Source organism: Microbispora sp. NPDC049125 (assembly GCF_040802045.1).
GTDB lineage: Bacteria > Actinomycetota > Actinomycetes > Streptosporangiales > Streptosporangiaceae > Microbispora.
On record NZ_JBEZDW010000015.1, the window covers coordinates 17,165 to 39,440 of the forward strand.

Genomic DNA, 22,276 nt, shown 5'->3' on the forward strand with positions numbered 1-22,276 from the left:
AGGGGCGGGTTAGGCGCCCTCGCGGTCTTCAAGGCCCACTGCGGCGCGTAGCTCGCGACGCGAGGCGTCATCGGCGGAGTCGACGGCGAGCATCACGTCCGCCAGGGCAACGGCAATGGCATTGAGCTTGCGTTGCGCGGCCTGGTCGGCGCGCCGCTGCGCGTTCTGTAGCAAGGCGACCAACAGGAAGGTGATGATCGTCGTGGCAGTGTTGATGATCAGTTGCCAGGTGTCGAGGTCTCGGAACAGGAAGTAAGACGGCGCCCACAGTCCGACTAGCGCGACGCACAGTGCGAAGAACACCGCCCGGGAGGCGAACGCGCTGGCGGCGCCAGCGAACCGATCGAAGCCGGACAAGTGGTCGGAAGACTGGGACGGCATTTTGGCGTTCACGCCCACATCATGGCGAGACGCCCTCCCTTAGATCGCGGCCTATGGAAGGACCTCAATGGAAAACAGCAACGAAATCCCGTTCATGACGGCCGCGGACAGTGCGGTTTACTGCCCGAATTGCGGACAGACCCTCACGATTCATCAGACCGTCGGCGGTGGGCCGCCCAAGCATGAAGACATCACGGTCTGCGAGACGTGCCGGGAGATGTCGGTGTTCGTGACGACTCCGGCGGGTCCGCTGCTGCGGCCCGTCACCGAGGAGGAGCGCCGGGAAGTGTTTTCCCACCCCAGCTTTAGGGCGATCTTGCGGCAGGCTGCGGTCGCCCCGCGTTTCGTCTACCGGAAGGGCGCAGGCGAGCCCTTCCGGCGTTGAATCGGTGAGGGTCGCCCGCGCCCCGTCTTCGCTTACGACTTGCCCGTCAGGCGGCCTTGAGAGGGCGCTTCCACTTGCTGCGCTGAAGGTTGAGCGCCCCTTCGGCGTAGAGCCGCTCGACAACCGCTCGGGCGCGGTCGCGGTCGGTGACGCGGTCGGACGGCATTTCTTCCAAGGCGCGCGCGCCGGATTCGACGGCCGCCTTTACTGCATCGGCGTGAACGGAAGGCGGGACAAGGGGGCGGAACGCCTCCCCTTGGTGGCGGAGGGTCTCACCCCAGCCTGTTACGGGAAGCCCGCAGGCAAGGCATTCGGGCTTTTGAGTGTCCGGGTTGAGCCAGGAGCGGGCGGCGTGTCCGTACGGCTGAGTGTTCAATGTGCCCTCCTTCCCGGGCATTCACCAGAATCTCATTTCGGATCATACCCGGGAAGTGACTGAATGCACACGTGATATTACAACGCGCGTTCGAGACTAAGCCGCCTGCTGCTCACTCTCCGCCGTCGGATCACTTTCGGCACGCCGGGCGGCCTCCTCGGCGGCTTTCTTCGCCGCTTTGTCGAGCTTCTTCACCAGCTTCGTCAGCTCGGTGCCGACGGGACGCGGGTCGGTCAACGGGTGCTCGACGTACTTGCGGATCAACGGCAGGATCTCCTTGGCCCGCCTCCGGCCGTCCTCGTCCAGGACATAGCGTCCATCGAAGGCCTGCTCGAAGCTCAGCCCCACTTCCGCCCGCCAGCGCTGCGCCTGATCTGAACGAATGCCGAGTTCCTTGGCAATCTCGGGGCAGCTCATCCGGAAGCATATGGTCAGGTGAAGCGTGAGAAGGCGATTACGTGCTGCCTTGCTTCGACCGGCGGCCTTCGAGACCGCCTCCAGCTCCTCTTCCCCTGCGATGCCTTCGAGGTCCAGGTTGCCGTCCTCGTCATAGTGGGCAAGGGGATGCCAGGTCTTCCGTGCGGCAGCCCCAACCCGGTCGTCAGGCCCGTACCGCCCGATGACCTCACGCGCGAGCGAGTGAATCCGCGCAATCACCTCGGGTGCGGCGTACCGCGCCTGGCCCCGGGCGATTTTGCCAATCCACTCGCTTCCGACGCCGATCTGCTCGGCCTGCCAGCGCAGCGACCAGTTCTGCGCCTGCATGGACCGGATGAGCTGAATGTGCTTGGCCGTGATCTTCACGTGCTTGGAACGATCACGTACTCGCTGGTTCACCTCCAACACGTTCATGGCGGTGATCTGCTGGCTGATGGAGAACGCAATGCTGGAGAACCGGCCGGATGTGATGCGACGCAAGGTGCTCTCGTCGACTCCGCAAGCCTCGGCGAGAAGGCGGTATGTGGCTCCGGTGACCTCTCGAACATGCTCGATGTGGCGTGCGGCGCGCTCGGTAGGGACCAGAGTGTGCGGCTCCGGGGGGACGGGTATCCCAGCTCGCCGGTATTCGGTGCGCCGCCTTGAGCGCAGGTACGCGGCGCTACAGGAAGGCGTCTTCGGGCATTCCCCGTCGCATCCGCGGATACGTCCGATGCGGGTGCCGTGGGGAAAGTCAGGGTGGGCGGGGTCGCGGATCACCTGCATGGCGTCCTCCTTCTTTGCGTGGCGCGGTCGCTCGTCGCGCCTGGGTGGTCGGGGTTATCTGTCGTAGCCGTTGATCAGTTGTAGATGAGTGTGAATCGCGGCGCGGAGCTTGTCCTGCTCCGCCTTCATGACGGGAAGTAGCGCCTCTCGCATCTGCCGGGCCTGGCGAAGGGTGTAGCCGTGGCCGCGGGTCTCGCTGCGCGCGGCGCGCCACCGCCGTCGGCCAATCTCCACCTCGTCGACGGTGAGCCAAATGGCCATGTGTCGACGCCAAGGTGTCCGCGGGGCGTACTCGGCTATGGCAATTGCTTCGTCGAGCACGTCGTACAGCTCTCCTGGTCGCACAAGTCCTCCGTTCCGGCTTCGGTGCGCTCGTCCGATACCGAGGCCAATAATACAGGTACTTAGCCGATTGGGGTACCCTCTCCCCTTCCCTGGGGTTGCGTCAAATAGGCACGCCCCACCCCTGCTGCACCGTGACCGGCGGGATCCCGAAGAACAGATCGTCGAACCAGAACGACTGGCTGGTGGCCGACGACACCGCCCAGGGGACGTAGGCCGTTGCCTGTGTGGCTGTGGCTGGCGCTACGGCGGTGAAGGGTCCGACGAGCGTCCAGGTGTTCGCGGTGAGGGTGACCGCCGAGCTGGCGAACGACGACACGAAGGCATTCGAGCTGGTCTTCCAGTCGCATCCGACCTTGGCCGTCCTGCCAGTGAGCGTGGTGAACACGTAGCTGTACAGCGTGTACGTGGTCCCGGCGACAATCCCCGCGATGTTGCCGTTGCTGTAGCAGAAAGTGTCCCCAATGACCGCGCTGACGATTTTCAGGGAGGCGGCGCCGGTGCGGAAGCGCGTGGTGTCGCGGGAGAAGGTGCCGGAGCCGGTGGTCCACCCGGCGGCCGACGTCTCGATTCCCTCCGCGTTGTCCGACAAGAGGTTCCCTGGGATGGCCATGCCGCGCCCTCAGCAGAGAATCTGCACGGTCAGGTCGGCCCCGGCCGCGGTCGACCCGACTTGAGTGATGTCGATCGTGAAATACGAGCCGTCGCTGATGGTGCCGGTGGCGAAAGTCGTGACCTTCGCCGTGTTGGTGCTGACGGCGATCGTGGGGCGGGCGGGCGCCGAGGCGAAAATCGTAGTCCCGTTGATCTTGACGTCGACCACCACGGCCGCGCCGGTGGGGGCGGTGCCAACGCTGGCCCGGACCGCCTTGATGGTGAGGGTCGCCCCGGAGTCGTTGTACAGCCTGAACGTGCCGGTGGAGACGGTGAGAGTTCCCGACCTGGAGAACGGGAACAGCAAGCCCGGCTCCAAGGGGCGCTCGACGCCCGCCGAGGTCCGCAGGAACAGAACGTCGCCGGTCTTGGCGAACACCGACGTGACGCCAGCCGCCGGATTGGACGGGGACGCCTGGTGGGCGAACTGGAGAGGTGCGAGCTGCCGGGGCATTGTCAGCCCTGCACGACGACGCGGTACTGCCCGGAGGTCGGCGCCGTGGCGAAGTTCAGCCTTACCGTGTTGGTGTCCGGGCGGGACACGTCCGGGTCGACCGTTTCCCGCGAGCCGGAGTTTACGAAGACCTCCACGCTGACGTCATAGGTACCGAGGTTGTGCGTGACGTCGATCTGCGTGGCGGAGCCGTCGCCGACGTTGGCGGCCACATGGCGGGCAACGACGGCGGTGTCAACCGCCACAGCGTCGGCGGCCACCGAGATGCCGGTACCCGCGCCGACGGCCAGAACGCCGGTGGTGTACGTCAGGCCCGCCCCCGCGGTTGAAGACGCCAGAGCGACGTCATCGGCGTTGACCGTGATGCCGTTACCCGCGCCGACCGCCAGAGCTGAGCCCGCGCCGCCGGTGAGGCCCGCCCCGGCGGCCGCACCCGCGATCCGGACCGTGCCGGTTGAGATTTCCAGGCCCGTGCCGGTGTTGACGTTGAACGTTCCGGCGGGCGACTCGGTCAGGCCGGACCCGGCCGTGTAGACGGTGCCGCCGCCGCCGAGCGGGGAGAACGACAGCGCGGTGGTGCCCAGAACAATCGGGTCGTTGGTGGTCAAGATGTAGGTCTTGTCGCCGTTGACGGTGCCTTCGGTGACCGTGACGGCCAGGCCCGAGGTGACCTCGGCGGAGCTATCGGCGTCGGCCGCGCGAGTGGGCGCACCAGAACCGTTGACGGTGTAGACGCCGTTGTCGGCCCCGGTCGTCTGGTCTTTGAGCAGGATGCGGTCGCCGGTGGCAAGGGTGACACCGTCGATGACCGAACCGTTGGCGTAGGCCGTAGCCAGCGTGCCGTTGGTAGTCGTGGCCGCGCGGACGGACTGCTTCCAGTCCAAGCCCCTCGCGACGTTGTCGACGTACTGCTTGGTCGCGGCGTCGCCGTTCGAGCTGGGGTCCGCCAGGTTGATGATGCGCTGGTTGGCGAGGTCAAGCCCGTTAAGTACCTTGCGGGACACGCTGCCGGTCTCCTATCCGATGATCGCCTTGCCGGAAAACGGCACGGCGAAAGTGATCACAGTGGTGTTCAGGTCGGCGTGGACGACGTCGGAATCGACCTCGACGTGGTCGTCGGTGAGCACTGAAACCGGGGGATAGCGGCCCAACCCGTGGACGATGGTCCAGGTGGCCGCAGGGACGCCTCCGCGGTCGTAGACAAACTGCTCGCCACCGGCGGGCCCAGGCGGGCCCTGCGCACCGGGCGGCCCCTGCGGGCCGGGAGAGGCCACGGCGATCGGGGGCGGCGTGACAGTGGTAAGAGTGAGCTCGCAGCGCGTCGAGCCATCCACGACAACGATCCGCTGCGAGACGATCTCAACGACGGTCGTCACCGCGTCACCTCGAAGTCCACGGACACCTCGCCTTTGAGGAGGCGGTCGGTGTCGCCGTAGGCGTCGGTGAGCTCCAAGTCAAAAACGCCGTGGCGCCACGCGATGGCGGCGGTTTCCTCGTCCGACAGGCGCAAGGTGATGGTTCCGGGCGGGCCGGGGGTGACGACGATTCCGCTGCCGGGCGCGGTGGACAGGTCGAGTAGGGCGGTGGGGGATTCGATGGTTTCCCGGACTTGCATGCGGGCGGTGCAGCCGGTGAGGTCGCGATCGGTCAGGGTGAGGACGACTTCCCACGTCGCGCCCTGCTCGATGAGCAGGTTCCATACGGCGGCAGGCACGCGAAGACCCCTCGGGTTGTGACCGTGGGGTGGTCCGACGCGTCTACGGTGCCCGGTGTCGGGGGTTTACGTCGCGGCCTGCCCGTAGACGCGAAAGAGGGCACCGGCGGGGGCGCCGGTGCCCTCTTTCAGGGCTGCTACTTGGCCTGCGTCTGGTGGTACCAGAGTTTGACAGTGTTGAACGAGACGGTGATGCCATCCCGAAGCTTCAGCCGCTCGGAGATGCCAGCCGGGCCGAGGGTGTTGTCGGCGTTGTACAGGGCGGCGATGGCGTCCGCCTCTGCCTGAGTTGGCGGCTGCGCGCCGCTGGGTGCTGTGTCGCCCCAGAGGCTCGGGGGTTCATAGGTTTCGTGCCAGCTCATGTCTTCTCCTGATGGTTGCGGGGGTTGCGGGGTTCTACTTCTCGGCGTTCTCGTGGTACCAGAGCCGGACCGTGTCCGCGGGGACCGAAATCCCGTCACTCTTCAGGACGGCGGCGATGCGCTCAGGCCCCCACTTGTTCTTGAACTTGGTGTAGTAGCCCTCGATGGCGTCGGACTCCGCCTGCGTGGGCGGACGGGCGTTCTCGGGGTCCAGAACGCGCCAGAGATGCTGGGGGAGTGAATCCATGTTTTCTCCGTGTGGCGGTTGACGGGGGATTGCGGGGAGGCGTTGCAGGCGAGAGGTGACTACTCGTCGTCCTCGTCGGCCAGGTCGCAGCACTCGGGGGAAGGAAGCATCGGTTTCACCTCCTTTCGGGGGGAAGGCGATCCGGCCGCCGACCGGCGGCCGGAGGTCAGCGGGGCAGGTAGACCCGGACGTCAACCTCACGTTTCTGGTCGAGGCGGATGGCAGCGCGGATCCCTTACCGTGGCCCTGCAAGTCGTTCTCGGAGGTCAATCTGGGGCGACGCCTTGATCAACTGTTCGGCGTCGTTGATCGTGAAGGAGTGTCGGTCGAACCCGCTGATGGATCGGGCGAAGAACGTGTGCCCATCGCCGTCCGGCACGGCCATGAACTCGATATCGGGTTCGGCCGCACCGAACAGGACTGGCCTGTCCTGCTTGGCGAGGTATCGCCCGACTTCACGAAGTGCGCCATCCGTGAACATGGACCAGAACAGGCCCACATTGAAGAAACGGCCCAAGGTGATGTCCTCAGGGGCGCGACACCCGATCCTCGATAACCAGTGCACGCCGATGAGCTGATCCCCGTAGGGCTGCATGTAGACCAGGGCGTTGAGTTCGCCATCCTCGTAGTAGCCGTACATGCGCCAGTCCTCGGGCACGGGGAACGCACGCTCCAGGTCGTCCAGCAGCTCGGGCGTGAGCTCGGCGGTGAACTCCCCGGCTTTGATTTGAGCCTCTGTGAAGGGCGGCCTATCGACGCCGTCGCGTTCGCTCGCGAAGATGCGGAACCCCTCCATCGGGTCCCGATCAACCCTAAATGCCCGTCCCGACTCGAAGCAGAACGCGCGAAGCCAGAAGCCGCAATTTGCGCCGGTCTGCTCTGGGTAGATGGTGAACAGCCGCTCACAGGCAGCTTTGAACCGTTCGTCCATTGGGGGTTCCTTCTCTTAGGTCGGCTGGTCTTCGGTGACGGCCACGTCTTCTACGTCGAAGAGAACGAACCCGGCGCCGGGGCAGTCCGCGGTTGCGAGCCAGACCGCTGGCCGAATGTCGTGGAGGAGGGCGACGGCGCGAGCCTCGACGACGCGGGGCCATTGGTCGTCGATCTGCTTGGGGGCGCCCACCGCGGTGCACACGACACGGAACCGCTCCAAGTCGGGGTGGCCGGGCAGGTCGCGGGCGGAGATGAGCCGCAGCGGGAGGTTGCCGTCGGCGTCGAGCTGTAACCGGCCGTCGTTGAGCGCGTCGGTTACGTGTCGGGCGATTGCCTCTGAGGTGGTGAGGAGCAGGTCGCCGCGGAACGGGTCCTTCTCGAACACCTCGTAGGAGAGGGGCTCCCAGGAGTACAGCGTCCGCCAGGCGAAACGCTCCCCTGCCCACTTCTCATGGATTTCGGTGACGACGCGACGCACGAACTCTTCGGCGGCCGCGTCGTCCATCGGCTGGCCGCCCATCAGAACGGCGGCTCGTCGCGGAATCCCTGGTCGAACCCGCCCTGCTGGCCCCCGCTGGGCTGGCGGGGCTGCTGGTAGCCGCCGGAGCCCCACGGGTCGGCGGGGACACCGGCGCCGGGCTGGCCGCCGGGGGTGTACTGCGGAGGCCGCCCTCCCCCCTGGGGCGCCGAGCTGGCCCAGGGGTCACTGGCGGGGGCGCCACCCTGCCCGTTGCCCTGGCGCTGCGTCTTGTTGACCTTCGCCGTGGCGTTGCGGAGCGAGGGGCCGACCTCGTCGACCTCGACCTCGTAGACGGTGCGCTTCTCGCCTTCCTTGGTCTCGTAGGAGCGCTGCTTGAGGCGGCCCTGGACGATGACTCGCATGCCGCGCATGAGGGACTCGGCGGCGTTCTCGGCGGCCTGCCGCCACACGTTGCAGGTGAGGAACAGGCCCTCACCGTCTTTCCACTCGTTGGTCTGCTTGTCCAGGAAACGCGGGGTCGATGCGATGCGGAACCGGGCGACGGGCTGCCCGGTCGGGGTGAAGCGCAACTCGGGGTCGTCGACAAGATTGCCGACGACGGTGATCTGGGTGTCTCCTGCGGCCATAGCTGGCCTCCTACTCTTCGCGGTCTTCGTTGGTTGGAGGGTTGAGTTGCTCCGGCCAGGCGCAGCCGCAGCGGTTGCACTTGCGGCCCAGGCATTCCTGGCCGGGTTCGACCTCGTTGAAGTCGACCCCGTTGAAGAAGTTCTTCGCCGCCCCTGTCCGGTCGATAGAGCCGAAGTACCGGGTTTCGACGCTGTAGCAGCCGCAGAACGGGCAGGGCGCGTCCGGCGTGTACGGGCGCATCCACATGTCGTCGAGCCGGGACATCAAGGCCTCCGCGGAGCGGGAGCCTCTTCGGGGTCGCCGACGGTGCCACGCCAGGGGCAGGTGTCGCACTCGGCGAGCGCGCCGACGGCGTCGTTCGGCAGGGTGATGGTGTGCCCGCCGAGGGGGCACTCCACGAGCACGAAGTCCCCTGCGGTGTCGGCGGGGGCGGTCTTCGGGGTGTAGCGGATGACGGCGAACCCGGGGCCGTTCTGGTCGGCGCGGATGGTGTACCCGCACGCTTCCAGGGCCTTGATGGCTTCGTCCCGGCCGGGGCCGGGCACGATGAACCTCATCCCGCCCCGGTAGGGGGCCGCCGTCCAGGTGCAGTCGTCGCCCGTGCACTCAAGGGCGTATCCGGCGACATCCATCGCGTGATCTCGATCAAAAGCAGGTTTCACGGGTCCTCCAGTTTTGGCCGGGTCGCTCTTCCGGTTGACGCCAATAGTACAGGTACTTACCCGGCAATGAAACGGGTACTTAGCTGATTCTTTTGGGTGTCCCTGGAGCGCCGTAGACCCGCTACGCCCAGGCGGCGGCCCAAGTCACCGGACCGACGATGCCGTCCACGGTCAGGGACTTCTTCTTCTGGAGCGCCTTCGTGGCCTTCTCGGTCGCCGGTCCGAAGACGCCGTCGACTGCTACGTCGTAGCCGAGGGCGCGTAGCTGCCGCTGCCACACCTTCACTCGGGTGCCGGTCATGTACGGCGAGGCCACCTTGAGGTAGGCGCCTGGCCACACCGGGGCCTGCGGCTTGTCGTTGGCGGCGGCATCCGGCCGGTTCTTGGAACCGAGGTGCTTGTTGATCAGGGCCATGAACTCATCCCAGGGGAACCCCGGGCCGGGGTCGGTGTGGTCGGACCGCTTGTACACGGCGGACACGTCGGAGTGACAGGTGATGCCCTTCTTGCCCGCGGCGAGCTCGGCGCGGGTAAGCCGCCGGGCGGGGATGTTCCACCGGGTGATCCATTCGGCGGTGACGGCCGCGGCCTGGTCGAGCGCCGCCCGCGAGTAGGCGTCCAGCCACTGCTCGCGGGTCTGCCGCATGTATCCGGCGATTTCGAGTTGCAGGCCGTCGGCGTTGCACCCGGGGGCGGCCCAGGCGGTGTCGGAGTCGGGCAGGCAGCGGACCGCCGAGTTGTTGTCGACGCAGACGTGTGCGGACGCTTCGGTGTCGGTCGTGGCGAAGTAATGGGCGACGTTTTCTGCCGTGAGGGGCCCTTCGGGCGCCTCCATGTCGTGTACGACGATTGCCCTGATGGCGGCGATGCGTCCGCTGTGGTACCAGCGGGCCTTGATGGTGAGCACGCCCCGGAGATTGACTCCGGGGCGGCCTTAATGTCGCATCCTCAACCCGGCGGGCAAACTTGCCGTAAAGCGTCGCCTTGCGGGGGTAAAGAAATCAGCTTCGAGTCTTGTGTTCGAGGTCGTCGCCGGACTTCGGCGCCTCCGACTTGCCTTCTTCGTCTTCTATCTCCAGTGCTCGGAGCACCGCGGCGGCTTCGCTACACGCCCCTCCGAGCTTGTCCAGGGCCGAACCGGCGGTGCGAATCAGTTGGGACTTCAGATTCTCCATGCCGCTACGGTGCCCCGGGGTTGCCGTTAAGGTCGCCCGCTAACCGGCCGTGGCGAATAGATCATTTATGCAGGTGTAGCCGATCAACGTGAAGGCGAGGATCATCGCGCCGCTTTGAAACGCCCGCTGAACCCGCTCCCCGAAGAACCGGCTGACGATCGCCCCGGCGATGCGGCCGCCGTCCACCGGATAAAGGGGGATCATGTTGAAAAAGGCCAATCCGAGCGAGATGAAAAAGAACGCCCGCATGAGGTCGTAGGGGCTGTTGAGCTGCTCGGAGATGGCCGTGACCGTACCGACGGGTCCCGTCACGGCGCTGGTGGCTTCGAGGAAGGCCAGGACGAGGAAGCCCAGGACGACGAGGCCGACAAGCGGCATCAGGTAGGCGACGAACGCCTTGCGGAGAACCGTAAAAAGGACGACCAAGGCGACGTAAGCACCCCCAAGGAGCGGCCTGCCGGTGACGAAGAAGGCGGCGAGCGCGCCGACGGCAAACGCTGACACCAGATTGGCGACGACCCCCGCCCCCATCCACCAGGCGCGCTCACGGTACGGCAGCGCCTCGGCCTTGGCCACGTCGGCGTCGGAATGCCGCACGTACGCCCCCAACAGCCAGGGGGAGACGGACACCGTGAACGGCAGTCGCTTCGAGTCGATGATGAGCCGCGGGGGAAACGGCAATCCCAGGCCAGCCTCAACGATGGGGATTTTGTGCCGCCGCAACGCCACGGCGTGGGCCGCTTCATGAATTGCGACGGCCAGAAGGAGAACTGCGACGGCTTCAAAGACCTTGATCATGGGTCTCCTTGAGGGCGGGAAAAGGTCCGACAGGGGGGACGCTACTACGCGCCTCGGACACTTCCTCGGCTTCGTGCCACCTTCGGCTCGGACGCTTGCACCGCGGTGCGCGCCGCCGAACGCCGATATACACCCCCTCCCTGGTGGCGTATTCCCTCACCCATATCTGCGCGTACGGGTAGCCCTGCGGCCGGATGAGCCGGACCATGCCGCATCGTTCGCACACGGCTTGAATGACCGAGCGGTCCTGCCACCGGTGGAGCCACCTCACCGCCGCATTCCCCACAAGTTCCCCGGCCGCCGCGGCTGCTTGCGCTCGAACGCGACCAGAACGTCACTCAGGCAGTCCCACGTGACGTGGGCTGGGCTCATCGACATGAGCCGCCAGTTGTAGTGGAGCTCGGCGAAGAACGCGTCATCTCCGTGACACCCGTCGTTGATCTCCCCGCAGTAGATGAGCAGGTCTCCCTCGTAGACGCGCAGCGCCTCGTAAGCGGCCGAGGAGTTGCCCGGCGGCCAGCAGATGAACAGCGCCCGGTCCGTGATCACCGTGCCCGCGCACATCCGGAGCACTGGTTGGTAAGTCTGGCGCGGCGGCGCGGCGTCGGTCGCCAGCACGTTCACCCCTTTCTGCGCGAGCTGCCAAGCCCAGTACCCGCCCCCGGCGAACACGTCCGCTACCGCGCGGCCGTTCAGAATCCGCTCCATCCAGTCGATGTCGGCCGGACTGGGAACGGCGTAGGCGTACGCCTGATACAGCAAGGTCCGCATCTCTTCCAGCTCGGGCAGCTCCCGAATGCCGGGTTGCGTCGCGAAATACCCGCGCCGCAGGAGAGACAAGGGCCACCAGCGCAAGGCCTCCCAGTACGGGTTGTCGGTACTCGAAACCTGATCTTGAGATGTTCCCAGAAGCGGGGCCGTACTCAGCCAGTACTCGCCCGGCCGGGGCCGCGCAAGCGGCGAGTCCCAGTACTGCTGAAGCATGGTCGTAAGGGCGCGATCCAGGGGGACCGCGCCCTCGTTGAGCTCGTACACGTGCTTAGTCTTCCCGTCTCGCGGTGCAGGGGTCAGGGCTTTGCGGCGTAGTCCAGAGCGGCGCCCATCAGGGCCAGGTCGTGCGTGATCTCTTCGAGCTTCGCGCTGACCTTCCGCACGTACTCCTCCGGGATGATGTGCCCGCGGGAAGGCTGATCGGGCAGGTTCTCGCCCCGCAGCCGGTGGGCGAGCGTCATGAGGGCCGAGGCGGCGGCGTGCATCGTCCACACCTCACCGGCCAGGCTCGGCGGCGGCGGGGGCAGCTCCTCCCCGTTCGCCGCCGCCGGGGGGGACTCGCTGTACATCGGGCCGAAGCGGGTCAGTAGGGTGCGCTCGGACAGATCGGCCCTCATGCCGAAGATCATCGCGTTCTCCGCCTCCGCTTCGGCGGCGGCCAGCAGTCGCCGAAGCGGCTCCAGTGCCTGGGCGACGGCGCAGGCCCGGTCGATCCGCTCCAAGGCGGCTTCCTGTGCGGCTGTGTTCATTGCTCCTCCAGTGGGGTTGTTAGGGGTGGTGAATTATCGGATTGTTGCCATGTCGACGAATCGGCTGTAGTGACCCTGGAAGGCGACCGCCACGGTGCCGGTCGGCCCGTTGCGGTGCTTGGCAACGATGAAGTCGGCTTCACCGGCGCGGGACGACTCCCGCTCGTACGCGTCCTCCCGATGCAACAGGATGACCATGTCGGCATCCTGCTCGATAGATCCCGATTCGCGCAGGTCCGACACCTGGGGGCGCTTGTCGGTCCGCTGCTCGGGGCCGCGGTTGAGCTGCGAAATCGCCACCACCGGGACGTGAAGCTCCTTGGCGAGCAGTTTCAACGCCCGGGAGATTTCGGAGACCTCCTGCTGGCGGCTTTCGGTCCGCTTCGGCTGGCTCATCAACTGGAGGTAGTCGACGACGATGAACCGCAGGTCGTGGCGCTGCTTGAGGCGGCGGCACTTCGCGCGGATCTCCATCATCGACATGTTCGGCGAGTCGTCGATGAACAACGGCGACTCATTGATCTCCGACATGCGGCGGGCCATCCGCGTCCAGTCGTCGTCGCTCATCAGCCCGGCCCGCATCGTGTGGAGCGCGACGCGGGACTCCGCGGCCAGCAGCCGCATCATCAGCTCGTTCCGCGACATCTCCAGCGAGAAAATCACCGTGGCCAAACCATGCTTAATGGCCGCTGACCTGGCGAAATCCATACCTAGACAGGACTTGCCAATGGCCGGTCTCGCAGCCACCACGATCATCTGTCCGGGGTGTAGGCCGTTGGTGAGGTGGTCGAGGTCGGCGAACCCGGTGGGGATGCCGATGCCGGTGCCGCGCGAGCCGATCGACTCGATCTCGTCCAACGCCCCCGGCATGATCTCCGACAGGGGGGCGTAGTCCTCCGAAGCGCGCCGCTCCGTGACCGCGAACAGCTCCGCCTGCGCCCGGTCCACCAGGTCGTCGGCGTCGTCGCCCTGCCCGCCGTACCCGTACGACACGATGCGCGTCCCGGCCTCGATCAGCCGCCGACACACCGCCTGCTCACGCACGATCTTCGCGTAGTAGCCCGCGTTCGCCGCGGTCGGCACGATCGACGTCAGCGTGTGCAGGTACGCGCCGCCGCCGACCCGCAGCAGTTGGCCGCTCTTCTGGAGCTCGTCGAACACTGTCACCGAGTCGGCGGGCTCGCCCCGGCCGTACAGGTCGAGGATCACCTCGTAGATGACCTGGTGGGCGGGCCGGTAGAAGTCGTCGGCGCGGAGTACCTCGATGGCGTCGGCGATGGCGTCCTTCGACAGCAGCATGCCGCCGAGCACGGACTGCTCCGCCTCGATGTTGTGCGGCGGCGTCCGCTCGAACTGCGGCGCAGCCGGGGCCCACACCTCCTCCGGGAGCGCGCTCACGCCGTCACCTCCGCGGGCTGGGTGTACAGGATCGTGTCGCGGTCGAGGTAGATGGTCTTGCCGTCGCGGTGGCGGTACACCATGTAGGTGGGCACGCCGTCGCGGTTGGCGATGCGCGTGGCCTGCGCCCGCGCAACCTGGGCCGAAGAGTACGACGGGCCGAACCGGAGGCAGCCGGTGTCGCCGTCGGCGACAACCACCCACTGGCCCACCCCCAGGAACCCGACGGCCGCGAGGACGCGCAAGGCGAGGACCTCATTCGCGTCGAGCGGCCCCACATGGATCGGCGCCGTCGGGTCGGTTTCAGGCTTCAGCCCGTGCTCGCGCATCACCTGGTAGGCCGCGTCCACGACCGCCTCCGGCAGGGCCTGCCGAAGCTCCTCCACCACCTCGGGGTGCGCGTCCGGGTCGTAGCCCGCCGCCCCCAGGAACGACTCAGGGTCTACGCGGAAGTGTCCGCCGAGAGTCCCACACGAGGGGCCGCAGTGTTCATAGGCATTACGAGATTCGATCATCATCGCCTCCCGGCGCGGTCGGCGGCGATCGTCTCGCGGGCCTCGGCCAGGTTTATGACGTACCCGAGGGGGTTGACGAAGCCGCCGCCGTCGAGGGCGCTCGGCTCGTACACGGCCCAACGCATCCCGCGGACGCCGGACGGCAGGACACGGTACCCGTCGTCCGTGGCGTACTGGGTGCGGCCGCCCGGGAAGGGGAGGCGAGTCAACTTCACGTGAGAATCCATGGGGCTCCTTATGCTTGGCCGCTCTTCCAGCGCTCGAATACTACAGGTACTTAGTTGCACTGGGCTAGCGCAACGTGACGTTTTCGGTACGGAACGTCTGACTACCCGTCCTTTTCGTCGGCTTGCGCCGCCAGCCACCCCTCCGCCTCGGCCCGCGTCTTGAAGTAGGCCAGGCCCGGGTTCACGTAGACGGGGCCGGTGTACCAGGTGCTCTCGGTACGGTCCCGGCCGGGCTCGTCGTCGGGGTGCGGCACGAGCGGCGCGGGGTTGTGCGAGTGATTCGCGGAGTCCCGGACAATCCAGCCGCACCCTACGTACGGTCCGCGGTCCGGCGGGCTGATCTGCTCGATGTAGTACCGGCCGTGGCCATGCAGGCGCGGCGTGAGGGTCGGCCAGTCCGGTGCGATGACGTGCCCCGCCAGCGGAACGTCGCAGCACGGCGCCTTCCCGAAGTTCGACACCAGCACCAGCACTTCGTCCTGGTAGACGTTGTCGACGTCCTCGCGGTCGAGCGCCACCCCCGCCGAAGCGGCCTCGCGCTCCTGATCGGGAGTCAGGCACCACAGGTGCGGAAGTCCCAGGGGGTCGGGGCCGATGACGTGGGCGAACAGGTCACGTCCGCACTCTTCGCACCGCTCGAAAGTGGTGCCGTGAATCGTCGCCTTCAGGTATTCGAGGTACATGTCCATGGGCTACTCCTCCGGGTCGCGGTCGCTCGTCCGCTCACCGCAATACTACATGTACTTAGCGGAAAGGCAAGAGGCGGGCCAGTACGACCCGCCCCTCCTTGTCGAGCTTTTCCTCACCGCCCGACGACCGGCGAAGTCCCGCTGAACACCTTCGCTCGCCCGTCCTCGGGCTCCGGCATCTCGATCGGCGGGCGCGCCGCCTCGGTTGCGGCCAGCTTCTCCTGGTGCGCACGGAACCGTCGCCGGTGGCGGCGCGTGATGCAACTCCGGGTGTCGCAGACCGGGCAGACCTCCGGGTCATTGGGGTGAAGGGGTGGAAGTGGCATGGGGCCTCCTAGGAAGGGAGAGAGGAATAAAAGAAAATGATCTTGACTTGGTGGGAACAAAAAATGCTCCGAAATTCGAGTCCCGGCCAAGGCAACGGCGCTGGCGGCGCCCGGACGTCCGGATCGGGGATCCCCCCCTTTCGGGGGGGGCACCCCCAAGGCGCCTAGTAGAGCTCGGCGTGGCGCTCGGCGTCGGCGATCAGGAGCCATTCCTCGCTGGCGGCGAACCAGTCCTCACGCCCTGCGCGGCTCAGAACGAGCGTGAGGTGGCGCGAACCCTGGCGGCGGACGAAGGTGCCCTCCAGGGCGATGCGCTCGCCCTTGCGGCTGAGGAGGCCCTTGATCTCGTCGCCTTCGAGGAGATCGTCGAGGTCGATCACCATCTCGCCCTCCTGGAGGACGAGCTCGGCGGTGGCGATGCGGGCTTCGAGTGAGGTGGCGGTGTTCATGATCTCTCCTTCGGCGGGGGCGCTCATCCCTTACAACCCCAAAGATACAGGTACTTAGCGGCTAGGACAACCCCCCCTGACGTGGCGCTATACGGGGCGCCCGTAGGTAGGCCTACGTACCCGCTACCTAGGGGCGCCCGTACGGGGAACGCTACCTAGGCGCCCCTGAGCGGGCCTCTCAGAGGGCGCCCGTCGAGGGGCGCCCGTGAGGGTGGGGCTCCTTCAGGGCGCCCGTGAGAGGGCGCCCCGGGGACGCCTAGGCGATGCGGTAGAGGTGGGTCTGGTCGATGAACTCACCGCGCTGGACGCTGGCCCACGCCCTTGCGGGGCGCTCCTCCCAGAAGCCCGTCTTTCGGCCCCACTGGCTGGCGGCGACGTAGGGGGTGCGGCGCGCGGCGAGGTCGGCATACATGGCCGAACGGAGCCGCAGCTTCTCGTCGCAGTCGTAGTCGACCTTGCACCGTGAGCAGGTGGCCCGGGTGTGGGCTGCGTTAGCGGCATAGGAGGTGATGAGCTCCGGGGCGGGCTGGTCGGTCTCCTCGTCGGGGATGGCGGTGGCGAGAGCCGTGAGGATGGCGAACTGCGCGGCGCTGTCGGTGTCGTAGGTGCCGTCGAGGGTGGGGCCGTCGGCGCCGAGACGGGCGGTGTAGCCGTCGGCGGTGCGGGCGGTGCTGCCCTGGAGGTCGCCGTTGCCGTCGCGGATGTCGGTGCCGCCGAGGTCGTTGGGGTACTCGCAGGGGGTGAAGGTCAGGCGCATCATGATCTCTCCTCCGGGTGGGTCGCTCGTCCCTACACCCAAGAGCTTACAGGTACTTAGCGCGCTGGGCAAGCGGGGGGCGCTCGGAGCGCCCCCCCAGTGGCGGGTCAGCGGCAGAGCTTGATCGCGACCTCGGGACGGTGGCCGTAGAGGGCGTCCTGGTCGCTCAGCCACAGGAGGACGTTGTCCATCCGCTGTCCGAGGTCGGGGGAGTTCTTGATGCCGTACTGGCCGTAGTGGACGCCGTCGACGAACACCGGCACCCAGTACTCGCCGCGCCAGCCGTGCTCGTCGCTGCCGATCACGAGGCCGATCATGCGGTCGCCGTCCTTGACGGTGTGGGTGGTGGTGACGACGGTCTCGGTGATCTGCATGGCGTTCTCCTGTCTAGGTGGGGCGCTCTTCCCTACAACCAAGAGCCTACATGTACTTAGCGTGGGCGACAAGGGGGCGCCCCGGGCGTGGTGGCCCGGGGCGCGCCGCGCGGTCAGCCCTCCAGGGTGACCCCGTTGAAGTAGAAGATCGTGTCGTAGCCGAGGTTGTCGAACTGGACGGCGCGGATCAGGTCGAAGACGGCCTCCGCGCCCTCCTGGGAGTTGGCGGCCATGGCGGCGAAGAAGTAGCGGTCGAAGTTGCGGGGGGCGACGATCGCGAGGCAGGCCTCGGCGCCCGCGTAGCCGGTGTAGTCGTCCTTGATCTCGACGTCGTCGTAGGTGCCCCAGCACTGGTCGATGGCGGCGTCGACGGCGTTCTGGACGAGGTGGCGGCTGATGCTGTTCACGGTGGTCTCCTTCGGTCCGGTGGCGGGGCGCTCGTCCCGCCTACACCTAGAAACGTACAGGTACTTAGTGCGTACGACAAGCCGCTACTGAAAATAGCGCCTGAGCTTGGGTAACGCCCCGGGCGCGCGGCCCGGGGCGGGGCGGGGCGGGGCGCTACTCGCACCCGTCCTGGCCGGGTGCGTGGATCATGTAGCACCGCCCGCACGTGGCCGCCTGGACCGCCGCGCGCGCGGCCGCGCGCTCGGCCGCGCGGCGCGCCTTGTTGATGGCGGCGTTGTGGGCGTTGACCTTGGCGTTGTAGTCGGCGACATCGCGGGCGAGGGCCTGCCCCGCGGGGGCGGCGTAAAGCTCGTTGTACTCGATGGCGTAGGAGGTCACCTCGTTGAAGGCGCGGCGGGTGGCGGCGGTCTTCATTTCCTTGATCTGGGCCTGGAGGGCGTCGGCGTCCCACCGAAGGAGCATGGCGTAGTCGTCGGTGCCGGGCTGCGGGGTGGTGTTCATGGTGTCTCCTTCGCTCCTGGCGGGGCGCTCTCCCGCTCACACGAACGAGCCTACAAGTACTTAGCGACCGCGACAAGCGGGCTTCGAGCTGTGCGGATACCCGCCCCGCGGTGTACGCCCCGGGGCGGGACGCTCACAGCGTCCGGGCGATCTCCGCCGCGCGCGCCTCCAGCCGCGCGGCCTGCTCGTGCAGCGCCGTGGCCTGCGCCCGCAGGGAAGCTATCTTGCGCTCCGCGGCCTCACGGTAGGTGCCGCCGTCGTCGTCGTAGTCGTCGGGGGCGCTCACAGTGGTCTCCTCAGGTCGCAGGGGGCGGTCGGGGTGGGGCGCCCCGGGGCGCGCTGCCCCGGGGCGCTCAGGCGCCTACTGGGGAGCGGGCACCGGGTAGCGGTGGGTGATGTAGGCGTCCTCGCCGCTGATGGTGACGCACTCGGCGTGGCCCACGGCGACCTCTCGCTGGCGCAGGATGCGGGCGATGTTGTCCGTCAGGTAGTCGCCGCACCAGCACGCCTCGACGGTCATGGTGGCGCCGGTGCCGTCGGTGGTGGTGGCGACGAGGTGGCCGTCGGCCGAGGTGGTTACCTGCATGGTGGTCTCCCTGGTGGTGTGGGGTGCTCATCCCTTACACCCCCAAACTTACAGGTACTTAGCGGCAGCGACAAGCGCGCCCCCGGGACGGTCTGCCCCAGGGGCGCGCGGGGTGCCTATCGGGTGCGGCGGGCGAAGCCGTAGGCGGTGGTGAGGCGCTGCTCGCGGGCGTCGATCCAGCGCATGGCGTCGACGATGCCGCCCGGGAAGTCGTGGGTCGCCTTGCCGAGCTCGGTCCGCTGGGGGTTGAGTGTGGTCACGTACACGCGGGTGCCGCCGGTGGGCAGGGTGCGGGTCTGGAAGGTGACGGTGTCGCTCTGGTTGGTCAGGGTGGGGTTGTCGCGGCGGACCTGGACCTTCATGGTGTCTCCTTGGCGTTCGGTGCGGGGCGCTCGTCCCGCTTACACAACTGACCTTACAGGTACTTAGCGGCGCCGACAAGCGGCGGTCTAGCTGGGGTTTTGCGGGCGGGGCGCGCCCTGAAGGTGCGCCCCGCGAAGGCTAGCGACTGGCGTTACGACGCCCGGGAACGTCGAACCAGGTCACGCGGTTCCACGCCAGACGCTCGGCCTGGCGTGAGCAGGCCGCGCACTCCGGACAGCCGTTGACGGTGGCGGACGCGATGATCCGCGGGTGCTTCATGCATGCGAGCTCACCGGGGGCGGGTGCGTTCGGGGACATGGCGGCCATGACCTGCTCCTCTGCTCCTGGCGGGGCGCTCGTCCCGCCGACAGGAAGAACATTACAGGTACTTAGCGCCCGGGACAAGCAGTCCTGGCGCCGCGCGAACTCACAGTTCGACGATGTGCTGAACGGGGCTCTTGTACTCCCAGCAGACCGCGGCCTGTCCCGTCAGGCCGAGCGCCTTCGCCAGGCGCTTCACGCACTCTCTCAGGTCCTTGGCGGTGGCCTGGTGGTCGTCGGTGTAGAGGAGCCACTTTCCGTCCTCTCGCGTGCCGAGGATGGAGGAGCCGTCGGGCTCGGTCCATCCGACGGCCTTGCGGGGCTCCACGACGTCCAGGGTGATCGCGTACGTGGTCATGGTTTTTCTCCTCCGTCCGGGCGGGGCGCTCTCCCGCTTCCCAACACCCGCAACGCTACAGGTACTTAGCGCCCGGGACAAGCCTCCAGCCCATCCCGGGCGCCGCGCGGTCAGGCGGCCAGCCCCTCCAGGGCGGCCAGCACCTCGTTCACGTCGTTCAAGTTCACCGGGGCGTCCATGTCCGCGAACTCCCGGAGCGCCCCGTCGGCCAGGCGCCCCTCCTCGTCGAAGTAGACGGACAGTTGCGCACCAGCGGTCTCGTAGTGGACGGTCTCCGCCGTCGCGACCACCGGGCTCACGCCGAGACGGAACGCCGCGGCGCGGATGCGGGAGTAGTCGGTCGCCAGCTCCTCCATCGCCTTCAGCGCCTCCTCCAGCGTCGCCAGGTACTTCACCCCGCCGTTGCCGCCTTCGGTGTAGATGCAGCCGGATTCGAAGTCACTACCCCCGTCGCCGCCCCAGTACATGTTCAAGTGCTTGCCGTTGGTGACGTAGTACGACGCCGAGGTGCAGGCCGTCTCGACCTTGATCCCGATCTTCCTGGCCCTCTCGGCGACGGTGCCGCGGTCACTCATAGTCCTTCTCCTTCGTCTGCGCGGGGCGCTCGTCCCGCTCACAAGACCAATATACAGGTACTTAGCGCGCTGGGCAAGTGGCTTGGGCGCCGCGCGGTCAGAGCCCCAGCGCCACGTCGACCGCCGCCACCCGCGACTTCCTCCGACCCAGTGCCTTCCCCTCCGCGTTCTCCGCCTCCCACATCTTCCAGCCCTTGTCCCAGCGCACCCGTCCGCGGAACACGCCGTCCAGGTGCACCTCCACCTCTGCCTGCGGCTGCATACCGACGGACTTCAGCTCGACATCAAGGGTGGCGTCGCGCGCCTTCAGCTCCTCAGAGGCGGGCCAGCGCGCGGTCGGCCACTCCTCCAGGTCCTCCCGGTGGGTCGCGCGCAGTGAGCTCCACGCCTCGTTCGCCTTCGCCTTGGCCTGCTCGCGGGCGTCCTCGCCGCGGAAGGTGACGGGCCACTGCCAGCCGATGGTGTTGTGGCGCTCGTCGACGACGCGCACCTCCACCTCGACCTCGCCGCGGAAGGTGCTCTCGGTCAGCTCCACGTACCTGACGTGGTGGCCCGCGTTCGATGCGGCGGTGTAGGGCGGCAGGTCCATGGCCAAGTGGCGGCGGCGGTCCATCGTTCCTCCTCGGTTCCAGGCGGGTCGCTCGTCCCGCCTTACAGACACAACCTTACATGTACTTAGCGCCCGGGGCAAGCAGCCCCGGGCGCCGCGCCGCTACAGGTCGTCGCCCTCGTCGTCGTGGCCCGGCCACACGCACCGGGTGGTGTGGTACAGCTTGCCGTCGTTCATGGGGTGGGCGAACGGTCCCGCCACGCAGGACTCGTCGTGGTCCTCACCGCAGTGGCACTCCGCCTCGCACGCGGGGCAGTCGGGCAGGCGACCGGGCTGGTGCGGGTAGTCGACGTGGGGGGTGCCGTTGGGGATGCTCATGATGTCCTCCGGATCGGGTGCGGGTCGCTCGTCCCGCTCACACACAGAACATTACAGGTACTTAGCGCGCTGGGCAAGCAACCTGCCCGCCCAGCGCGCCACGCGGTCAGTCAGTGCAGCGAAGCGGGTGCCCGACCTGCTGCTGCGCGCCGTTCCCGGTGATCTCATGCGGGTAGTGGCACTCCGGCGTCTCGTCGTGCGCGCCTTCGTGCGTGTCACACAGCACCATGCGCAGGGTGATAACGCGGACCTGGTCGTCGGCGTCGTACAGGACGGGCTGGCGGCCTGCGTCCTCCCCCTCCTTGGTGGTCACCCAGACGAAGCCCTCCTCGTCCTGGCGATCGACCTTGACGACAGTCCCGAGGATCACGTGGCCGCGATTCTTGACGTGACCGATGATCTGGTGGTCAGCCCTGAGGGCGTCGGCGCGGATGAAGCCGAGTGGGGCGCCTACGGGGACGAGGGGGAATGGCATCAGGGCCTCCGTTGCGGTGCGGGTCGCTCTTCCCTTGCAAAACCAAACCTACAGGTACTTAGCTGTTACGCCAAGCCTGGCGACATGATTTTTCTCTCCCGTCGGTGGCGATGTCTAAGATGTCCCAATTCATCCCGCTCCCAGCTCCCGCACAACCTCCGCATCCACCACCTCACCGCCACCCTGCCCAAGCTCCGCCGCCAACCTCTCCGCCAACTGACCAATCGTCGACGTCATCACCTCCACCTGACCCGACACCGCCACCTCACGCCGCTCACTCCACCGGTCCGGGAACCGCATCGCCAACAGCTTCAACCCCACCCGACCATCCGCCGGAGCAATCTGCTCCTCCGTCTCCACCGTCCCATCAGGCCGCTCCCGCGTAACCCGCTTGACCACATAACCACCCATCGCCGACTTCATCACCGACCCCGCAACCACCCGCACCTCCACCTCGTCACGTGCGCGATACAACCCCTCCCGAAACTCCCGCTTCCAGCGCTCTGTTCGGGGCTGCTCGGCTTCTTTGAGCCACCTGTAGAGGGTGGTTTCGCCTATGCCTGCGGCTCCGGCGGCTGCTTCGAAGGAGGCTCCGGCGCGGACGGCGTTGATGATCCGTTCGGCGGTTTCGGGTGTGAGTTTGGTGCGGCGTCCCATGGGAGGAAAGGTAAGCGCCCCGTACCTGTATGGTCGCGGGGCGCTTCGTGGAGGC

The 22,276-nt window shown here is 67.3% G+C and carries 40 protein-coding genes; 1 reads left to right on the top strand and 39 read right to left on the bottom strand.

The annotated features are described in order from the left end of the window. Window positions 1-9: 9 nt before the first annotated feature. Window positions 10-393 carry a low affinity iron permease family protein gene (locus AB0B72_RS18795; RefSeq protein WP_367740078.1) on the bottom strand — a complete coding sequence of 128 codons (384 nt, stop codon included), beginning with the start codon at window positions 391-393 and terminating at the stop codon, window positions 10-12. 55 nt (window positions 394-448) lie between these two features. On the opposite strand from AB0B72_RS18795, the gene AB0B72_RS18800 reads away from it, so the two are divergent. After that, entirely contained in the window at window positions 449-766 is a 318-nt protein-coding gene (locus AB0B72_RS18800) for a hypothetical protein (RefSeq protein WP_367740079.1), read from the top strand. 46 nt (window positions 767-812) lie between these two features. Here the strand turns inward: AB0B72_RS18800 and AB0B72_RS18805 are convergent, their stop codons facing one another. The 38 genes from AB0B72_RS18805 to AB0B72_RS18990 form a co-directional block, all read right to left on the bottom strand. Continuing rightward, window positions 813-1,142 (bottom strand): hypothetical protein, encoded by a 330-nt coding sequence (locus AB0B72_RS18805; RefSeq protein WP_367740080.1) that lies wholly within the window; start codon window positions 1,140-1,142, stop codon window positions 813-815. Between the two features lie 96 nt (window positions 1,143-1,238). After that, window positions 1,239-2,345, bottom strand: coding sequence for a hypothetical protein (locus AB0B72_RS18810; protein ID WP_367740082.1), 1,107 nt, complete (start codon window positions 2,343-2,345; stop codon window positions 1,239-1,241). 54 nt (window positions 2,346-2,399) lie between these two features. After that, on the bottom strand, window positions 2,400-2,666 hold the full coding sequence (locus AB0B72_RS18815; protein ID WP_367740084.1) for a hypothetical protein: 267 nt from the start codon (window positions 2,664-2,666) through the stop codon (window positions 2,400-2,402). Between the two features lie 124 nt (window positions 2,667-2,790). After that, on the bottom strand, window positions 2,791-3,279 hold the full coding sequence (locus tag AB0B72_RS18820) for a hypothetical protein (RefSeq protein WP_367740085.1): 489 nt from the start codon (window positions 3,277-3,279) through the stop codon (window positions 2,791-2,793). Window positions 3,280-3,309: 30 nt separating this feature from the next. Beyond that, a complete protein-coding gene (locus tag AB0B72_RS18825) occupies window positions 3,310-3,795 on the bottom strand; it encodes a hypothetical protein (protein ID WP_367740086.1) in 486 nt (161 codons plus the stop codon). A gap of 2 nt (window positions 3,796-3,797) precedes the next feature. Further along, the gene (locus tag AB0B72_RS18830; protein WP_367740087.1) at window positions 3,798-4,799 is read right to left on the bottom strand and encodes a hypothetical protein; all 1,002 of its coding nucleotides are present in this window, start codon (window positions 4,797-4,799) and stop codon (window positions 3,798-3,800) included. Window positions 4,800-4,811: 12 nt separating this feature from the next. After that, the gene (locus tag AB0B72_RS18835) at window positions 4,812-5,171 is read right to left on the bottom strand and encodes a hypothetical protein (RefSeq protein WP_367740088.1); all 360 of its coding nucleotides are present in this window, start codon (window positions 5,169-5,171) and stop codon (window positions 4,812-4,814) included. Continuing rightward, a complete protein-coding gene (locus tag AB0B72_RS18840) occupies window positions 5,168-5,509 on the bottom strand; it encodes a hypothetical protein (RefSeq protein ID WP_367740089.1) in 342 nt (113 codons plus the stop codon). Before AB0B72_RS18840 ends, AB0B72_RS18835 begins: the two co-directional genes overlap by 4 nt. 137 nt (window positions 5,510-5,646) lie before the next feature. Next, window positions 5,647-5,871 (bottom strand): hypothetical protein, encoded by a 225-nt coding sequence (locus tag AB0B72_RS18845; RefSeq protein WP_367740090.1) that lies wholly within the window; start codon window positions 5,869-5,871, stop codon window positions 5,647-5,649. 34 nt (window positions 5,872-5,905) lie between these two features. After that, window positions 5,906-6,118, bottom strand: coding sequence for a hypothetical protein (locus tag AB0B72_RS18850; RefSeq protein WP_367740091.1), 213 nt, complete (start codon window positions 6,116-6,118; stop codon window positions 5,906-5,908). 235 nt (window positions 6,119-6,353) lie between these two features. Next, window positions 6,354-7,049 (bottom strand): hypothetical protein, encoded by a 696-nt coding sequence (locus AB0B72_RS18855; RefSeq protein ID WP_367740092.1) that lies wholly within the window; start codon window positions 7,047-7,049, stop codon window positions 6,354-6,356. A 15-nt stretch (window positions 7,050-7,064) separates the two neighbouring features. Beyond that, entirely contained in the window at window positions 7,065-7,556 is a 492-nt protein-coding gene (locus tag AB0B72_RS18860) for a hypothetical protein (RefSeq protein WP_367740093.1), read from the bottom strand. A gap of 14 nt (window positions 7,557-7,570) precedes the next feature. Next, entirely contained in the window at window positions 7,571-8,158 is a 588-nt protein-coding gene (locus AB0B72_RS18865; protein WP_367740094.1) for a single-stranded DNA-binding protein, read from the bottom strand. Between the two features lie 10 nt (window positions 8,159-8,168). Then, on the bottom strand, window positions 8,169-8,423 hold the full coding sequence (locus AB0B72_RS18870) for a hypothetical protein (RefSeq protein WP_367740095.1): 255 nt from the start codon (window positions 8,421-8,423) through the stop codon (window positions 8,169-8,171). Continuing rightward, complete coding sequence (locus tag AB0B72_RS18875; RefSeq protein ID WP_367740096.1) at window positions 8,423-8,791, bottom strand: hypothetical protein; 369 nt, start codon at window positions 8,789-8,791, stop codon at window positions 8,423-8,425. The genes AB0B72_RS18870 and AB0B72_RS18875 overlap by 1 nt, the downstream gene beginning before the upstream one ends. 151 nt (window positions 8,792-8,942) lie before the next feature. Beyond that, on the bottom strand, window positions 8,943-9,728 hold the full coding sequence (locus AB0B72_RS18880; protein ID WP_367740097.1) for an N-acetylmuramoyl-L-alanine amidase: 786 nt from the start codon (window positions 9,726-9,728) through the stop codon (window positions 8,943-8,945). Between the two features lie 94 nt (window positions 9,729-9,822). Next, the gene (locus AB0B72_RS18885) at window positions 9,823-9,996 is read right to left on the bottom strand and encodes a hypothetical protein (RefSeq protein WP_367740098.1); all 174 of its coding nucleotides are present in this window, start codon (window positions 9,994-9,996) and stop codon (window positions 9,823-9,825) included. 39 nt (window positions 9,997-10,035) lie between these two features. Next, window positions 10,036-10,794, bottom strand: a complete 759-nt coding sequence (locus AB0B72_RS18890) for a M50 family metallopeptidase (RefSeq protein ID WP_367740099.1) — start codon at window positions 10,792-10,794, stop codon at window positions 10,036-10,038. A 267-nt stretch (window positions 10,795-11,061) separates the two neighbouring features. Beyond that, entirely contained in the window at window positions 11,062-11,829 is a 768-nt protein-coding gene (locus AB0B72_RS18895) for a hypothetical protein (protein WP_367740100.1), read from the bottom strand. Between the two features lie 32 nt (window positions 11,830-11,861). Continuing rightward, window positions 11,862-12,314, bottom strand: coding sequence for a hypothetical protein (locus AB0B72_RS18900; protein ID WP_367740101.1), 453 nt, complete (start codon window positions 12,312-12,314; stop codon window positions 11,862-11,864). 33 nt (window positions 12,315-12,347) lie between these two features. Then, window positions 12,348-13,712, bottom strand: a complete 1,365-nt coding sequence (gene dnaB, locus AB0B72_RS18905) for a replicative DNA helicase (RefSeq protein ID WP_367740102.1) — start codon at window positions 13,710-13,712, stop codon at window positions 12,348-12,350. Further along, a complete protein-coding gene (locus AB0B72_RS18910) occupies window positions 13,709-14,230 on the bottom strand; it encodes a hypothetical protein (RefSeq protein WP_367740104.1) in 522 nt (173 codons plus the stop codon). Before AB0B72_RS18910 ends, dnaB begins: the two co-directional genes overlap by 4 nt. Next, entirely contained in the window at window positions 14,227-14,442 is a 216-nt protein-coding gene (locus AB0B72_RS18915) for a hypothetical protein (RefSeq protein WP_367740105.1), read from the bottom strand. The genes AB0B72_RS18910 and AB0B72_RS18915 overlap by 4 nt, the downstream gene beginning before the upstream one ends. Window positions 14,443-14,555: 113 nt before the next feature. Further along, the gene (locus AB0B72_RS18920) at window positions 14,556-15,143 is read right to left on the bottom strand and encodes a hypothetical protein (RefSeq protein ID WP_367740106.1); all 588 of its coding nucleotides are present in this window, start codon (window positions 15,141-15,143) and stop codon (window positions 14,556-14,558) included. A gap of 490 nt (window positions 15,144-15,633) precedes the next feature. Then, window positions 15,634-15,918 carry a hypothetical protein gene (locus AB0B72_RS18925; protein ID WP_367740107.1) on the bottom strand — a complete coding sequence of 95 codons (285 nt, stop codon included), beginning with the start codon at window positions 15,916-15,918 and terminating at the stop codon, window positions 15,634-15,636. A gap of 256 nt (window positions 15,919-16,174) precedes the next feature. Further along, window positions 16,175-16,678, bottom strand: coding sequence for a hypothetical protein (locus tag AB0B72_RS18930; protein WP_367740108.1), 504 nt, complete (start codon window positions 16,676-16,678; stop codon window positions 16,175-16,177). 104 nt (window positions 16,679-16,782) lie between these two features. Beyond that, on the bottom strand, window positions 16,783-17,049 hold the full coding sequence (locus AB0B72_RS18935) for a hypothetical protein (RefSeq protein WP_367740109.1): 267 nt from the start codon (window positions 17,047-17,049) through the stop codon (window positions 16,783-16,785). 113 nt (window positions 17,050-17,162) lie between these two features. Next, window positions 17,163-17,456: a hypothetical protein gene (locus AB0B72_RS18940; RefSeq protein ID WP_367740110.1), complete on the bottom strand. Its 294-nt coding sequence runs from the start codon at window positions 17,454-17,456 to the stop codon at window positions 17,163-17,165. A 154-nt stretch (window positions 17,457-17,610) separates the two neighbouring features. Next, a complete protein-coding gene (locus AB0B72_RS18945; protein WP_367740111.1) occupies window positions 17,611-17,958 on the bottom strand; it encodes a hypothetical protein in 348 nt (115 codons plus the stop codon). 133 nt (window positions 17,959-18,091) lie between these two features. Continuing rightward, window positions 18,092-18,244, bottom strand: coding sequence for a hypothetical protein (locus AB0B72_RS18950; protein ID WP_367740112.1), 153 nt, complete (start codon window positions 18,242-18,244; stop codon window positions 18,092-18,094). Window positions 18,245-18,319: 75 nt separating this feature from the next. Further along, window positions 18,320-18,544, bottom strand: a complete 225-nt coding sequence (locus tag AB0B72_RS18955) for a hypothetical protein (protein ID WP_367740113.1) — start codon at window positions 18,542-18,544, stop codon at window positions 18,320-18,322. 116 nt (window positions 18,545-18,660) lie between these two features. Continuing rightward, on the bottom strand, window positions 18,661-18,906 hold the full coding sequence (locus AB0B72_RS18960) for a hypothetical protein (protein ID WP_367740114.1): 246 nt from the start codon (window positions 18,904-18,906) through the stop codon (window positions 18,661-18,663). 428 nt (window positions 18,907-19,334) lie between these two features. After that, window positions 19,335-19,586, bottom strand: coding sequence for a hypothetical protein (locus tag AB0B72_RS18965; protein WP_367740115.1), 252 nt, complete (start codon window positions 19,584-19,586; stop codon window positions 19,335-19,337). Window positions 19,587-19,696: 110 nt separating this feature from the next. After that, a complete protein-coding gene (locus AB0B72_RS18970; protein WP_367740116.1) occupies window positions 19,697-20,161 on the bottom strand; it encodes a hypothetical protein in 465 nt (154 codons plus the stop codon). 97 nt (window positions 20,162-20,258) lie between these two features. Continuing rightward, on the bottom strand, window positions 20,259-20,774 hold the full coding sequence (locus tag AB0B72_RS18975) for a hypothetical protein (RefSeq protein ID WP_367740117.1): 516 nt from the start codon (window positions 20,772-20,774) through the stop codon (window positions 20,259-20,261). Between the two features lie 99 nt (window positions 20,775-20,873). Further along, window positions 20,874-21,089, bottom strand: coding sequence for a hypothetical protein (locus AB0B72_RS18980; RefSeq protein WP_367740118.1), 216 nt, complete (start codon window positions 21,087-21,089; stop codon window positions 20,874-20,876). Window positions 21,090-21,195: 106 nt separating this feature from the next. After that, window positions 21,196-21,564, bottom strand: a complete 369-nt coding sequence (locus AB0B72_RS18985) for a hypothetical protein (protein ID WP_367740119.1) — start codon at window positions 21,562-21,564, stop codon at window positions 21,196-21,198. Between the two features lie 129 nt (window positions 21,565-21,693). Continuing rightward, entirely contained in the window at window positions 21,694-22,221 is a 528-nt protein-coding gene (locus AB0B72_RS18990; RefSeq protein WP_367740121.1) for a transposase, read from the bottom strand. Window positions 22,222-22,276: the final 55 nt, after the last annotated feature.

Coding starts and splice junctions, on each gene's coding strand:
- AB0B72_RS18800 (WP_367740079.1), top strand. CDS start 449: ATGGAAAACAGCAACGAAATCCCGTTCATGACGGCCGCGGACAGTGCG.
- AB0B72_RS18810 (WP_367740082.1), bottom strand. CDS start 2,345: ATGCAGGTGATCCGCGACCCCGCCCACCCTGACTTTCCCCACGGCACC.
- AB0B72_RS18825 (WP_367740086.1), bottom strand. CDS start 3,795: ATGCCCCGGCAGCTCGCACCTCTCCAGTTCGCCCACCAGGCGTCCCCG.
- AB0B72_RS18845 (WP_367740090.1), bottom strand. CDS start 5,871: ATGAGCTGGCACGAAACCTATGAACCCCCGAGCCTCTGGGGCGACACA.
- AB0B72_RS18850 (WP_367740091.1), bottom strand. CDS start 6,118: ATGGATTCACTCCCCCAGCATCTCTGGCGCGTTCTGGACCCCGAGAAC.
- AB0B72_RS18855 (WP_367740092.1), bottom strand. CDS start 7,049: ATGGACGAACGGTTCAAAGCTGCCTGTGAGCGGCTGTTCACCATCTAC.
- AB0B72_RS18860 (WP_367740093.1), bottom strand. CDS start 7,556: ATGGACGACGCGGCCGCCGAAGAGTTCGTGCGTCGCGTCGTCACCGAA.
- AB0B72_RS18865 (WP_367740094.1), bottom strand. CDS start 8,158: ATGGCCGCAGGAGACACCCAGATCACCGTCGTCGGCAATCTTGTCGAC.
- AB0B72_RS18870 (WP_367740095.1), bottom strand. CDS start 8,423: ATGTCCCGGCTCGACGACATGTGGATGCGCCCGTACACGCCGGACGCG.
- AB0B72_RS18875 (WP_367740096.1), bottom strand. CDS start 8,791: ATGGATGTCGCCGGATACGCCCTTGAGTGCACGGGCGACGACTGCACC.
- AB0B72_RS18885 (WP_367740098.1), bottom strand. CDS start 9,996: ATGGAGAATCTGAAGTCCCAACTGATTCGCACCGCCGGTTCGGCCCTG.
- AB0B72_RS18890 (WP_367740099.1), bottom strand. CDS start 10,794: ATGATCAAGGTCTTTGAAGCCGTCGCAGTTCTCCTTCTGGCCGTCGCA.
- AB0B72_RS18900 (WP_367740101.1), bottom strand. CDS start 12,314: ATGAACACAGCCGCACAGGAAGCCGCCTTGGAGCGGATCGACCGGGCC.
- AB0B72_RS18910 (WP_367740104.1), bottom strand. CDS start 14,230: ATGATGATCGAATCTCGTAATGCCTATGAACACTGCGGCCCCTCGTGT.
- AB0B72_RS18920 (WP_367740106.1), bottom strand. CDS start 15,143: ATGGACATGTACCTCGAATACCTGAAGGCGACGATTCACGGCACCACT.
- AB0B72_RS18925 (WP_367740107.1), bottom strand. CDS start 15,918: ATGAACACCGCCACCTCACTCGAAGCCCGCATCGCCACCGCCGAGCTC.
- AB0B72_RS18930 (WP_367740108.1), bottom strand. CDS start 16,678: ATGATGCGCCTGACCTTCACCCCCTGCGAGTACCCCAACGACCTCGGC.
- AB0B72_RS18935 (WP_367740109.1), bottom strand. CDS start 17,049: ATGCAGATCACCGAGACCGTCGTCACCACCACCCACACCGTCAAGGAC.
- AB0B72_RS18945 (WP_367740111.1), bottom strand. CDS start 17,958: ATGAACACCACCCCGCAGCCCGGCACCGACGACTACGCCATGCTCCTT.
- AB0B72_RS18955 (WP_367740113.1), bottom strand. CDS start 18,544: ATGCAGGTAACCACCTCGGCCGACGGCCACCTCGTCGCCACCACCACC.
- AB0B72_RS18960 (WP_367740114.1), bottom strand. CDS start 18,906: ATGAAGGTCCAGGTCCGCCGCGACAACCCCACCCTGACCAACCAGAGC.
- AB0B72_RS18965 (WP_367740115.1), bottom strand. CDS start 19,586: ATGACCACGTACGCGATCACCCTGGACGTCGTGGAGCCCCGCAAGGCC.
- AB0B72_RS18970 (WP_367740116.1), bottom strand. CDS start 20,161: ATGAGTGACCGCGGCACCGTCGCCGAGAGGGCCAGGAAGATCGGGATC.
- AB0B72_RS18975 (WP_367740117.1), bottom strand. CDS start 20,774: ATGGACCGCCGCCGCCACTTGGCCATGGACCTGCCGCCCTACACCGCC.
- AB0B72_RS18980 (WP_367740118.1), bottom strand. CDS start 21,089: ATGAGCATCCCCAACGGCACCCCCCACGTCGACTACCCGCACCAGCCC.
- AB0B72_RS18985 (WP_367740119.1), bottom strand. CDS start 21,564: ATGCCATTCCCCCTCGTCCCCGTAGGCGCCCCACTCGGCTTCATCCGC.
- AB0B72_RS18990 (WP_367740121.1), bottom strand. CDS start 22,221: ATGGGACGCCGCACCAAACTCACACCCGAAACCGCCGAACGGATCATC.